Here is an 11853-nt window from a genome sequence, read left to right as displayed (position 1 = left end):
AAATGGCCAAGGGCATTTCGCTGCATATCGGTCTCAATCGGCTGGATCCGAAGCACTATGCTGGGTGGGACGGCAAGCTGAACGCCTGTGAGAATGATGCGCGCGCGATGGAGGCGATTGCGAAGACGGCGGGCTATCGGACCGGCATTCTGCTCAGCGAGCAGGCCACGCGCGGCGCCGTGACCGACATGCTGACGATGGCCGCCCGCGACTTGAACAGCGGAGACATTCTGCTGCTGACCTATTCGGGCCACGGCAGCCAGGTTCCGGACCTCGATGGTGACGAGATCGACGCACTCGATGAGACCTGGTGCCTCTATGACGGACAGATGATCGATGATGAACTCTATCGCGTGTACGGCGCGATCGCCGATGGCGTTCGTGTTCTGATTCTCTCCGATTCCTGCCATAGCGGCACTGTGGCCAAGGTGAGCTACTACGAGATGGCGCAGGCCGCCGGCTTCGCCGGGAATTTGGATATCGCCGTGGCCGGCAGGGCCGCGACGAAAGGGATCAGCTATGCGCCCAAGTTCTTGCCGCAGGATATCGCCCTTCGTACGTATGAGCAAAACCGCGCATTTTATGAAGCCATCGGCCGGGCCGCGAAGGGCGCGCCGGGTGCGGAGTCGAGCGATGTCGCCAAGGCCAGCATCCGTCTGATCTCGGGCTGCCAGGACAATCAGGTGTCATTCGATGGCGCCATCAACAGCGTCTTCACCGCGGCGCTGCTGCTGGTCTGGGCGAACGGTCAATTCAAGGGCAACTACAACGATTTCCACCTTCAGATTCAGCGCAAGATGCTGCCGACGCAATCGCCGAACCATTACAGGACCGGCAAGGAAGATCGTGAGTACGACAGCCAGCGCCCGTTCACGATCTAGCTAGATCACTGCCGTGATCCGCGCGTGATCACCTGCCCCGCACGCGCCTTCTGGTGCGTGCCCTGCCACCAGGTCAGCGCGCCATTGACGATGACGGCCTCGATGCCGGCGGCCGGCACGCAGGGGGCATCATAGGTCGCGCTGTCCCGGACGCTGGCGGCATCGAAGATCGTGATGTCGGCATGGTTGCCGACCGCGATCGTGCCGCGTCCCTCGACGCCGAAATTCCGCGCGGTCAGTCCGCTCATCTTCCACACCGCGGTCTCCAGCGAGAACAGCTCGAGCTCGCGGCAGTAGTAGCCGAGCACGCGCGGGAACGTGCCCCAGAGCCGCGGATGCGGACGCTCGCCGAACGGCAGCCCGTCGGAGCCGATCATGGTCGGCTCGAAGGCGAGGATGGTCTGCACGTCGGCCTCGTCCATCGCGAAGTAGATCGCCGACGCCGGCTGCAGCCGCTTGGCGGCTTCGAGCCGGTCGACGCCCCAGCCCGCGGCGATGTCGGCGAGATCCCGACCCGCCATTTCCGGATGGGGTCCGGAGGCCGCGACGACGACCTTGACCTGCAGCTTGGCCGGGTCGGTGTGCAGCATGGTCGACGAGGCGTTGTAGGGATAGCAGTCGAGTGCGACGCATTGGCAGCTCATCGCCTTCGTGATCAGCGGCAGCGTCTCCCTGGTGCGGCCGAAATTCGCTGGCCCCACCACCTTGTGATGCGAGATCACGACCTGGACGTCGAGCGCCTTGCCGATGGCAAAGCTCTCCTCCAGCGACTGGATCACCTCGTTCGCCTCGTTGCGCATATGCGTGGCATAGACGCCGCCGCTGCCTGTGAGCGGACGGCACACCTCGATGATCTCCTCGGTCGGCGCCGCCTCCGCCGGCGGATAGAACGTCCCGGTCGAGACGCCGATGGCGCCGGCGTCGAGCGCCTCCTGCACATGCGCGCGCATCTCGGCGATCTCCACGTCCGTCGCGGCCCGGCCGAGGTCGCTCACGACCGACGCACGCAGCGCGGTGTGGCCGACCATGGGCGCCACGTTGACCGCCGCGGGCGCCGTGCGCAGCGCGGCGACGTAGTCGGCGAACGCGGCATACTCGACCACCTGTCCCTCGCTTGGCGATAGCAAGCCGAGCGGCATCGGCCGCGGCGAGCCCGGCTTCAGCGGCGCGATGCTGACGCCGCAATTGCCGGTCACGACGGAGGTCACCCCCTGCGAGACCTTGCAGGTCATGTCGGGATCGACCAGCACGGCGCTGTCGTCATGGGTGTGGGAGTCGATGAAGCCCGGCGCAACGATGAGGCCGGTGGCGTCGATCTCCCGCGTGGCTCGCCGGCCGTCAAGCCCGCCGATGGCGACGATGCGGCCGTCCTTGATGCCGACATCCGCCTCGAAGCGTGGCGCACGTGTGCCGTCGATGACGGTGCCGCCGCGGATGATCAGGTCGAAGGACTCGGACGAAGGCTGGTTGTCGGTCATGAAATCTCACGCGGAATTGTAGGAAGCCGGGAGACTATCCGCGAGCCGCACCGATGCGTCCAGAGCGATGCGCATGTGATCCGAGCCGGGCTGGACTGCATTGGAGGCGCGACGCGCGTCCGCCGTCGCCTTTCGTCCTGGCCACCCGGGACACACGATAGTGATAGGGACTCTGGCCAGGATTGATACGCCTCAACGGCGCGCGACCTCTCTGGCGCCATCCATCCTCCGGGAAGCAACCTGCGGAGGTACGTCATGAAAGCCCTGGTCTATCATGGTCCCGGCCAGAAATCTCTCGACGAGCGCCCGAAGCCGACCATCATCGAGCCTGGCGATGCGGTGGTCAAAATCCTGAAGACGACGATCTGCGGCACCGACCTTCACATTCTCAAGGGTGACGTGCCGACATGTACACCGGGCCGCATTCTCGGCCACGAGGGCGTCGGCGTGGTCGACGCGGTTGGCAGCGCCGTGCGCGCGTTCAAGCCGGGCGACCACGTCATCATCTCCTGCATCTCGGCCTGCGGAACCTGCGACTATTGCCGGCGCGGCATGTATTCGCATTGCCGCCATGGCGGCTGGATCCTCGGCAACAAGATCGACGGCACGCAGGCGGAGTATGTTCGCACGCCTCACGCCGACACCAGCCTCTACCACGTGCCGCCTGGGACCGAGGAGGATGCGCTGGTGATGTTGAGCGACATCCTGCCGACCGGTTTCGAATGCGGCGTGCTCAACGGCAAGGTCGAGCCGGGATCGGCGGTGGCGATCGTCGGCGCCGGCCCGATCGGATTGGCGGCGCTGCTGACGGCACAGTTCTATTCGCCGGCCGAGATCATCATGATCGACCTCGACGACAGCCGGCTCGAGGTCGCCACCCGCTTCGGCGCCACCAGCGTCGTCAACAACGCCGACGGCAAGGCCGTCGAGAAGGTCCTGGCGCTGACGAATGGCCGCGGCGTCGACACCGCGATCGAGGCAGTCGGCATGCCCGCCACGTTCGTGACCTGCGAGGACATCATCGCCCCCGGCGGCACCATTGCCAATGTCGGCGTGCATGGGGTCAAGGCCGACCTGCATCTGGAGAAGCTGTGGGACCGCAACATCGCGATCACGACGCGGCTGGTCGATACGGTGACGACGCCGATGCTGCTGAAGACGGTGCAGTCGCGCAAGCTCGAACCGAAGCGGCTGATCACCCATCGCTTCAGGCTTGATCAGATCCTCGATGCCTACGAGACGTTCGGCGCCGCGGCCAAGACCCATGCGTTGAAGGTTCTCATCGAGGCATAGGCCTCCCGACCCGTACGCCGCGGCGCTCAGCCTGCCGGACGCCGCTGCGCGACGATCTGCCGGTAGAGTTCGGCGTAACGGCCGGCGCGGTGGCGCCAGGAGACGTCGGTCAGCATCGCATTGAGCTGCATGCGGGTCCAGTTCGAGGCGTTGCTGCGCGCGGCGTAGAAGGCCGCAGCGGCGCGGCGCAGGGTCTGATCGAGCGCCTCCGCTGTCACGGACGCGCACTTGAACCCGGTTGCGGCGACGCCGGCCTCGGTCTCGTCAATGACGGTGTCGGCAAGACCGCCCACCGCAGTGACGATCGGCAGCGCGCCGTAGCGCAGGGCGCAGAGCTGCGTCAGCCCGCACGGCTCGAACCGTGACGGCACGACCAGCGCATCGCAGCCGGCCTGGATGAGATGCGCCAAGCCCTCGTCGTAGCCGATGACGACGCCGATCTTTGCGGGATCGTTCGCGGCCGCGGCACGGAACGCGTCGCGCAGCTCGGCCTCGCCGTCGCCGAGCAGCGCCAGCTGGATGCCGCTACTGGTCAAGGTCGGCAGGCAGGACAGCAGCAGGTCGAGCCCCTTCTGCGAGGTCAACCGGCTGACGACGCCGAGCAGGAACGTCTCCGGCGCCACCTGCAGGCCCATGCGCGCCTGCAGCGCGGCCTTGTTGGGCGCCCGCGCCTCGATCCGGTCGATGCCGAAACGCGAGGCGATCGCCGGATCGCTGCCGGGATCCCACACCGCCGTGTCGATGCCGTTGAGGATGCCGACGAGGTCCGACGCACGCTGACGCAGCAGGCCGCCGAGGCCCATGCCCTGCTCGTCGCTCTGGATCTCCCGCGCATAGGTCGGCGACACCGTCGTGATCTTGTCGGCGAATTGCAGTCCCGCCTTGAGGAAGCTGATGTCGCCGTAATATTCGAGGCCGTAGATCGAGAAGGATTCCGGCGGCAGGCCGAGCGGCGGCAGGAAGTGGCGCGGAAAGCGGCCCTGGAACGCCAGATTGTGCACGGTCACGACCGTGCCGGGATGCGGCCGGTGGCTGTACAGCAGATAGGCCGGCACCAGCCCAGCCTGCCAGTCGTGGCCGTGGACGACATCGGGCACGAAGGCCGGCACCGCGCCGAGCCCGATATAGGACGCCGCGCGGGCCAGTGCCGCGAAGCGGAACGCATTGTCCGGCCAATCCTTGCCGTCGGGCCCCAGATAGGGGTTGCCCTCGCGGTCGTAGAGATGCGGCGCGTCGAGCACGAACAGATCGAGCGCGCCATGGCTGCCGCCGAGCAGCCGGGCGTTGCCGCCGAAGAAGTTCGGCAGCGAGCTGATCTCGCTGGCCTGCTCCAGCGCCTTCATGACCGCGGGATAGCCGGGAATCAGCGTGCGGACCTCGACGTCCTCCGCCATCAGCGCCCACGGCAGGGCGCCGACGACATCGGCGAGGCCGCCCGTCTTGACGATGGGATAGACCTCCGAGGCAACCGACAGAACGCGCAGTGGCGTCATGAATTGAGCCCGTCGATCATCGGCTGGGTAATCAAGGTCACGCCGTTCTCCGTGGTCCTGAACCGCTTGGCGTCGAACTCCGGATCTTCGCCGACCACCAGCCCCTCCGGAATCTGCACGCCACGGTCGACCACCACGTTGGTCAGGCGCGCATGGCGCGCGACGTTGACGTAGGGCAACAGCACCGCGTTCTGCAGCTTGGCATAGGAATGCAGATGAGCACCGGTGAACAGCAGCGAGCGCTGCACCTGGGCGCCGGAGACGATGCAGCCGCCTGAGACCAGCGAGCAGGTCGCCTCGCCGCGGCGGCCGTCCGTGTCGTGAACGAACTTGGCCGGCGGCGTGATCTCAGAATAGGTCCAGAGCGGCCAGGAGCGATCGTAGAGATCGAGCTCGGGCACGACGTCCGTCAGATCCAGATTGGCCGCCCAATAGGCGTCCACCGTTCCAACGTCGCGCCAGTAGCTGCCCTGATCGTGGGCGGCGCGGACACAGGAGCGCGAGAACTGGTGCGCCACGGCTCGGCCGTTCCTGACGATGTAGGGAATGATGTCGCGGCCGAAATCGTGGTTGGAATTCGGTTCCGCTGCGTCGCGCTTCAGCTCCTCGAACAGGAATTTGGCGTCGAACACGTAGATGCCCATGCTCGCGAGCGACTTGTCGGGCTTGCCCGGCATCGGCGGCGGATCGGCCGGCTTCTCGATGAAGTCGCGGATCGTGTCGTCCTCATTGATGTGCATGACGCCGAAGCCTGAGGATTCCTCGCGCGGCATCTCCAGGCAGCCGACGGTGACGTCGGCGCGCTGGTCGACATGCTGCTGCAGCATCAGCTCGTAGTCCATCTTGTAGATGTGGTCGCCGGCCAGCACGACGATGTATTTCGTGTTGTAGGTCTCGAGAATGTCGATGTTCTGGTACACGGCGTCGGCCGTGCCGACGTACCACATCGTCTCGGAGACGCGCTGGCTCGCCGGCAGGATGTCGAAGCTCTCGTTGCGCTCGGGGCGGAAGAAGTTCCAGCCCATCTGCAGATGCCGGATCAGGCTGTGCGCCTTGTACTGTGTCGCAACGGCGATGCGCCGGATGCCGGAATTGACGGCGTTCGACAGCGCGAAATCGATGATGCGCGACTTGCCGCCGAAATAGACGGCGGGCTTGGCGCGCCGGTCGGTCAGCTCCAGCAGCCGGCTGCCGCGTCCGCCAGCCAACACGAAGGCCAGCGCGTGACGGGACAGCGGCTCGGTCCGTGCGGCGGGTGCCATGGTTCTCCTCCCTGCAACTCTTTGTCGCGTCAAGATTTCCGCGGCCCGGGCAGAGGAGTCTCGCGATCGCGCTTCCTCGTCCGGTACTCACATATGACGGAGGAACAGCCAACCAGTTCCCAATGACGAGTGCAATGGGGAGCTTCAGCCCAGGCGATCCCAGGTTGCAGCCACGTCGTCCCAGCGCGGCGGGTCGGCGCCCTCGCGGGTGCAGGTGACGGCCGCACAGGCTGCGGCAAAGGCGAGCGCCTTGCGCATTTCGGTCTGGCTCAATCCTCTCAGGGCCTCCCGGTCAATGCGGCCGAGCTTGCGCAGCGCGAACAACAGCCCCGCCTGGAAGGAGTCGCCGGCGCCGATCGTATCGACCACCTCGATCGCGGGGACCGCGACCTCGACCGCGCCGGCCTGCGCATGCCAGCCGAGCGCCCCCTTGGGACCCCGCGTGACGACGACCAGGCTGGTGCCGCGCGCCAGCAGCGCGTCCGCCCGCGCAGCGTAGTCGTCGTGGCCATGCAGATAGTCGAAATCGACATCCGACATCTTGATCAGGTCGGCGCTCGCGGCGAACCCATCCATGTCAGCGCGGTAGCCGGCCTTATCAGTCACCAGATTCGGACGGCAGTTCGGGTCGAAGGAGATCGTCACCGCGCCCTGCGTGGCGGCGATCAGCGCACGGGTCTGCGCGGCGCCGAGATCGTGGATCAGCGTGGTCGATCCGACATGGACGGCATCGATGTCGGCAAAGGGGATGCTGCCCGGCCGGAACGTCCATTTCCGCGCGGCGGTCTCGGCGTCGTAGAAGGCATACTGCGCCTCACTGCCGACATGGCGCACGAAAGCGAGCGTGGTCTGGTCCGGGCTGCGCGTGGCGTAGCCGAGGTCGACGTGCGAGCCTTGGGCATGCGCCGCGATCATGGTGCCGAACAGGTCGGTCGAGATGCCACCGACGAAGCCCGTGGGCGCGCCGAGCCGCGCCACGCCGACGGCGACGTTCAGGCAGGAGCCGCCGACCACTGGCCGCAAGGCATCGCGCCCGTCGGCCAATCTGGCCGGGACGAAATCGATCAACGCGTCGCCGCAGCTCAGGATCATCAGCGTGCCTCCTCATCGGCACCATGCATCACGGAACGGCTCTCGCGATCAAGCGCTCGCAGCAAGCCGTGGATGCGCCGCTTGCGGCGATGGAAGGCCGCGATGTTCGGATCGGTCGGGTCGCTGAGACGCCCGAGCGAGGACATCGAGGCCATCGTATCGCCGATCGAGCGGAAAGCGCCGCTGGCGACCGCGCCGAGCATGGCCGCACCGAGCAGCACCGGCTCCTGGGTGCCCGGCAGCGCCACCGTCAATCCCGTCGTATCGGCCATGATCTGGCGTACCAGCGGGCTGCGTGAGGCGCCACCCGCCATGACCAGCGTCCGGCTGGTAACGCCGTTGGCGGCGAAGGCATCGATGACGTCGGCAAGGCCATAGGCGAGCCCGCACAACCCGGCCATGAACAGCCGCTCCATCGCGGAGACATCGGCATCGAGATCAAGGCCGGCAATGACGGCGCGCGAGTCCGGATCGGCATAGGGCGAGCGGTTGCCGAGAAATTCCGGGAGAATGTGAAGATCTCGCGCCAGCAGCGCCGCGCTGCCGGCATTCGGCACCCGCGCCATGATCCGTTTTTCGAGCAGGGTGATCAGGTCGAGCCCTTCCGCGCGCGCCGCAGCGGTCGCCTCGGCCGCGGCCGGGTGCGAGCGCAGCAGATGATCGATCGCCGCCCCCGCGGCAGACTGGCCACCCTCGTTGAGCCAGAACCCAGGCACCATGCCCTGATAATACGGTCCCCACACGCCGGACACGAAGGACGGCACCCGCGTCGTCGCCATGATGCAGGCCGAAGTCCCCATGATGTAGGCGAGCCGGTCGCAGACATCGACCTCCCCGCCGTCAGCCGCGCGGCCACCGATGGCGCCGATGCCGCCGGCATGGGCATCGATCAGCGCGGCTCCGGCCGGCGTACCCGCGACGAGCCCGAGTTGTTCGGCCGCGTCCTGCGACAGCCCACGGCCGAGCGGCGTACCGGGCGCGACGATCTCGGTGCCGATCCGCGCGTAATCCTCGCGGACGAAATCCTCCAGCCCGATACGGCGAAAGAAGGCCGCGCTCCAGCGCGTCTCGTGCGCCAGATAATTCCATTTGCAGGTGACGGTGCACATCGAGCGCGCCAGAGAGCCTGACGCACGCCAGGTGAGGAAGTCGGCGAGATCGAAGAAATGGCCGGCCGCATCGAAACTCTTGCGCAGATGCCGCTTCAGCCACAGCAGCTTCGGCATCTCCATCTCCGGCGAGATCGAGCCGCCGACATAGCGCAGCACCTCGTCTTCGGTCGCATTGATGTCGCGCGCCTCCGTCAGCGCGCGATGATCCATCCACACGATGACATTGCGGCTGGCGTCGCCGGAGCCGCTGACGGTGACCGGCGCGCCCTGGCGGTCCAGCACCACCAGCGAGCAGGTGGCATCGAAGCCGATCCCCTTGATCAGCTCCGGCGCGATCGCGGCTTCCGCTAGCGCGGCTTTGACCGACGCGCAGCACGCACGCCAGATGTCGTCGGACGACTGCTCGACGACATCACCGGCCTCGTGCCAAGTCTGGATCGGATGCCGCGCCGCGGCAAGCAGCCGGCCGTTGCCGTCAAAAATCCCGGCGCGCGTGCTGGTTGTGCCGACATCGACACCGATGAACGCCTGCCGCATGTTTCGCTCCCGTCAATTCTGACGCGAGCTTACCAGCAAGTGTAGCCGCCATCGACAACGACGACGCTGCCGGTCATCAAACTTGCCGCCTCGGAAGCGAGGAACAACACCACCGAGGCAATCTCCTCGACCTGACCCATGCGGCCCATCGGGGTTCCGCCGATCCAGGCGTCGTACATGCGCGGATTGCTCTTCACGAAGGCGTTCAGCGGCGTCTCGATATAGGTCGGCGCGACCGCGTTGACGCGGATGCCGCGCGCGCCCCATTCGGCCGCCAGCGACTTGGTCAGATGGTGCACCGCAGCCTTGGACGCGTTGTAGAAGCACTGCTCCTGCGGCTTGTTGACGATGAAGCCGGACATCGAGCCGATGTTGACGATGGCGCCACTGTTGGCCGCCAGCATGTGCTTGCCGAAGGCGCGGCAGCACCAGAAGGTGCCGTTGAGATTGACGTCCAGCACGTTCAGCCAGTGCTCGTCGGTGACGGTCTCGGCCGGCGTCTCGCTGCGCGCGATGCCGGCATTGTTGACGAGGATGTCGATGCCGCCGTAGCGCGCGACCAGATCGTCGGCCACCTCGTTGACCTGAGCCGAGTTGGTGACGTCCATCAGCGCGGTCTCGGTGTCATAGCCCTTGGCCTTCATCGCCGCCTGCCCGTCCGCCGCCGCCTTGGCGTCGCGATCGGCGATCACGACATGCGCGCCCGCCTCCGCCAGCGCCTCGACGCAAGCCAGGCCAATGCCCTGCCCGCCGCCGGTGACCAACGCGGTCTTGCCGTTCAGTTTGAATTTTTCGAGATACATCGTCGTGGTCCGTTGTTGTCGTTGACGCCCGGAGGGGACGTCACCTCTCATGCGAAGATCGAATTGCCGCTCTCGTCGAAGCGGTAGATGCGGCTGGGCTCGGGCCGCAGCGTCACAGTGTCGCCGGCACCGAGTCGTTTCTCGCCGACGACGCGCACGGTGAGCGTCCCGAGCGCGCCGGCATCGACGTAGAGAAAGGTGTCGCTGCCGAGATGCTCGGCGATCACCACCTTGCCGGGCCAGCCCTCGCCGCCGTCGTCGACGACCGCGACATGCTCGGGCCGCACGCCGATCGTGGTCGCATGGTGTTTGTCCGCTTCCGCGCCGGTGATGAGGTTCATCTTCGGCGAGCCGATGAAGCTGGCGACGAACAGATTGGCGGGGCGCTGATAGAGCTCGATCGGCGAGCCATATTGCTCGATGCGGCCGGCGTTCAGCACCACGATCTTGTCGGCCATGGTCATGGCCTCGACCTGGTCGTGCGTCACGTAGATCGCGGTGGTGCCGAGCTGCTTCTGCAGCCGCGTCACCTCGAGCCGCATCTGCACGCGCAGCGCGGCATCGAGATTGGACAGCGGTTCGTCGAACAGGAACGCTTTGGGCTCGCGCACGATGGCGCGGCCGATCGCGACGCGCTGGCGCTGGCCGCCGGACAGCTCGCGCGGCTTTCGATCGAGATAGGGCGTGAGGTTCAAGGTGGCCGCGGCCGCCTCGACCTTCTGGTTGATCTCGGCCTTGGGCAGCCCGGCCATCTTCAGGCCGAAGGCGATGTTGCCGCGCACGCTCATATGCGGATACAGCGCGTAGGACTGGAACACCATCGACAGGCCGCGCTTGGCCGGCGGCACATTGACGACATTGTTGCCGTCGATCAGGATCCGTCCGCCGGAGACGTCCTCGAGCCCCGCGATCAGCCGCAGCAGCGTGGTCTTGCCGCAACCGGAGGGGCCGACGAACACCACGAAGGCGCCGTCGGGAATGTCGAGATCGGCGCCCTTGATGATGTGGACCGGCCCGAACGATTTCTGCACACCTTCCAGCGTGATCCGTCCCATGGTCAGCCCTTTCGTTACTTCACTGCGCCGAAGGTCAGCCCGCGCACGAGCTGCTTCTGGCTGAACCAGCCGATGATCAGGATCGGCGCGATCGCGAGCGTGGACGCCGCCGACAGCCGCGCCCAGAACAGGCCTTCCGGGCTCGAATAGGACGCGATGAAGGTCGTCAGCGGCGCCGCATTCAATGTCGACAGGTTCAAGGTCCAGAACGCCTCGTTCCAGGCCAGGATCAGGTTCAGGAGAAGGGTCGAGGCCAGCCCCGGGATCGCCATCGGCGTCAGCACGTAGATCAGCTCGCGCCCGATCGTGGCGCCGTCCATCCGCGCTGCTTCCAGGATGTCCTTCGGGATCTCCTTGAAGTAGGTGAACAGCATCCAGATCACGATCGGCAAATTGCCGAGGCACAGGATGAAGACCAGCCCGGTGCGGGTGTCGAGCAGACCGAAGTTCTTGTAGATGAGATAGATCGGCACGAGCACGCCGACCGGCGGCATCATCTTGGTCGAGAGCATCCAGAGCAGGATGTCCTTGGTGCGCTTGGTCGGCGCAAACGCCATCGACCACGCCGCAGGGATCGCGATCAGCATCGCGATCAGGGTCGATCCGCCGGCGATGATCAGCGAGTTCAGCGCGTGGTGCAGATAGTCGCTGCGCTCCTGCACGGTGACGTAGTTCTCGGTGGTCCAGTGGAAGAACAGGAACGACGGCGGCGTCGCGAACGCCTCCAGCTCGGTCTTGAAGCTCGCCAGCACCATCCACAGGATCGGGAAGAAGATCACGAAGCCGGCGAGCCAGGCGGCTAGCGTCGCGATCGCGACATGACGTCCGGTGACCTTGCGCGCCATGG

The 11853-nt window shown here is 66.3% G+C and carries 10 protein-coding genes; 2 read left to right on the top strand and 8 right to left on the bottom strand.

The window, feature by feature from the left end:
* The first annotated feature begins 2 nt into the window (after window positions 1–2).
* Complete coding sequence (locus ACQR0U_RS13250; protein ID WP_315751388.1) at window positions 3–881, top strand: caspase family protein; 879 nt, start codon at window positions 3–5, stop codon at window positions 879–881.
* Window positions 882–886: 5 nt separating this feature from the next.
* Here ACQR0U_RS13250 and ACQR0U_RS13245 read toward each other — a convergent pair whose 3' ends face one another.
* Window positions 887–2359, bottom strand: coding sequence for an N-acyl-D-amino-acid deacylase family protein (locus ACQR0U_RS13245; RefSeq protein ID WP_316165547.1), 1473 nt, complete (start codon window positions 2357–2359; stop codon window positions 887–889).
* 255 nt (window positions 2360–2614) lie between these two features.
* Between ACQR0U_RS13245 and ACQR0U_RS13240 the strand changes: the two genes are divergently transcribed.
* The gene (locus ACQR0U_RS13240) at window positions 2615–3652 is read left to right on the top strand and encodes a zinc-dependent alcohol dehydrogenase family protein (RefSeq protein WP_316226667.1); all 1038 of its coding nucleotides are present in this window, start codon (window positions 2615–2617) and stop codon (window positions 3650–3652) included.
* A 26-nt stretch (window positions 3653–3678) separates the two neighbouring features.
* Here ACQR0U_RS13240 and glgA read toward each other — a convergent pair whose 3' ends face one another.
* The 7 genes from glgA to ACQR0U_RS13205 all read right to left on the bottom strand — a co-directional run bounded on the left by glgA (window position 3679) and on the right by ACQR0U_RS13205 (window position 11851).
* Entirely contained in the window at window positions 3679–5145 is a 1467-nt protein-coding gene (gene glgA, locus ACQR0U_RS13235) for a glycogen synthase GlgA (protein WP_434843267.1), read from the bottom strand.
* The gene (gene glgC, locus ACQR0U_RS13230; protein WP_315751380.1) at window positions 5142–6407 is read right to left on the bottom strand and encodes a glucose-1-phosphate adenylyltransferase; all 1266 of its coding nucleotides are present in this window, start codon (window positions 6405–6407) and stop codon (window positions 5142–5144) included. Before glgC ends, glgA begins: the two co-directional genes overlap by 4 nt.
* Window positions 6408–6551: 144 nt before the next feature.
* Complete coding sequence (locus ACQR0U_RS13225; protein WP_434843268.1) at window positions 6552–7499, bottom strand: carbohydrate kinase family protein; 948 nt, start codon at window positions 7497–7499, stop codon at window positions 6552–6554.
* Window positions 7499–9148 carry an FGGY-family carbohydrate kinase gene (locus ACQR0U_RS13220; protein ID WP_434843269.1) on the bottom strand — a complete coding sequence of 550 codons (1650 nt, stop codon included), beginning with the start codon at window positions 9146–9148 and terminating at the stop codon, window positions 7499–7501. The genes ACQR0U_RS13225 and ACQR0U_RS13220 overlap by 1 nt, the downstream gene beginning before the upstream one ends.
* 29 nt (window positions 9149–9177) lie before the next feature.
* Window positions 9178–9951, bottom strand: coding sequence for an SDR family NAD(P)-dependent oxidoreductase (locus ACQR0U_RS13215; RefSeq protein ID WP_315826535.1), 774 nt, complete (start codon window positions 9949–9951; stop codon window positions 9178–9180).
* Between the two features lie 47 nt (window positions 9952–9998).
* The gene (locus ACQR0U_RS13210) at window positions 9999–11006 is read right to left on the bottom strand and encodes an ABC transporter ATP-binding protein (protein WP_434843270.1); all 1008 of its coding nucleotides are present in this window, start codon (window positions 11004–11006) and stop codon (window positions 9999–10001) included.
* Window positions 11007–11020: 14 nt separating this feature from the next.
* The gene (locus tag ACQR0U_RS13205; RefSeq protein ID WP_434843271.1) at window positions 11021–11851 is read right to left on the bottom strand and encodes a carbohydrate ABC transporter permease; all 831 of its coding nucleotides are present in this window, start codon (window positions 11849–11851) and stop codon (window positions 11021–11023) included.
* Window positions 11852–11853 lie beyond the last annotated feature (2 nt).

This window comes from Bradyrhizobium sp. HKCCYLRH3097 (genome assembly GCF_051167875.1).
GTDB lineage: Bacteria > Pseudomonadota > Alphaproteobacteria > Rhizobiales > Xanthobacteraceae > Bradyrhizobium.
The sequence above is the reverse complement of the archived record's forward strand: the minus strand, read 5'-3'. Positions and strand labels throughout refer to the sequence as shown.

What these genes read in the sequence shown, in the direction of transcription:
- ACQR0U_RS13250 (WP_315751388.1), top strand. Translation starts at nt 3, where the DNA reads ATGGCCAAGGGCATTTCGCTGCATATCGGTCTCAATCGGCTGGATCCG.
- ACQR0U_RS13245 (WP_316165547.1), bottom strand. Translation starts at nt 2,359, where the DNA reads ATGACCGACAACCAGCCTTCGTCCGAGTCCTTCGACCTGATCATCCGC.
- ACQR0U_RS13240 (WP_316226667.1), top strand. Translation starts at nt 2,615, where the DNA reads ATGAAAGCCCTGGTCTATCATGGTCCCGGCCAGAAATCTCTCGACGAG.
- glgA (WP_434843267.1), bottom strand. Translation starts at nt 5,145, where the DNA reads ATGACGCCACTGCGCGTTCTGTCGGTTGCCTCGGAGGTCTATCCCATC.
- glgC (WP_315751380.1), bottom strand. Translation starts at nt 6,407, where the DNA reads ATGGCACCCGCCGCACGGACCGAGCCGCTGTCCCGTCACGCGCTGGCC.
- ACQR0U_RS13225 (WP_434843268.1), bottom strand. Translation starts at nt 7,499, where the DNA reads ATGATCCTGAGCTGCGGCGACGCGTTGATCGATTTCGTCCCGGCCAGA.
- ACQR0U_RS13220 (WP_434843269.1), bottom strand. Translation starts at nt 9,148, where the DNA reads ATGCGGCAGGCGTTCATCGGTGTCGATGTCGGCACAACCAGCACGCGC.
- ACQR0U_RS13215 (WP_315826535.1), bottom strand. Translation starts at nt 9,951, where the DNA reads ATGTATCTCGAAAAATTCAAACTGAACGGCAAGACCGCGTTGGTCACC.
- ACQR0U_RS13210 (WP_434843270.1), bottom strand. Translation starts at nt 11,006, where the DNA reads ATGGGACGGATCACGCTGGAAGGTGTGCAGAAATCGTTCGGGCCGGTC.
- ACQR0U_RS13205 (WP_434843271.1), bottom strand. Translation starts at nt 11,851, where the DNA reads ATGGCGCGCAAGGTCACCGGACGTCATGTCGCGATCGCGACGCTAGCC.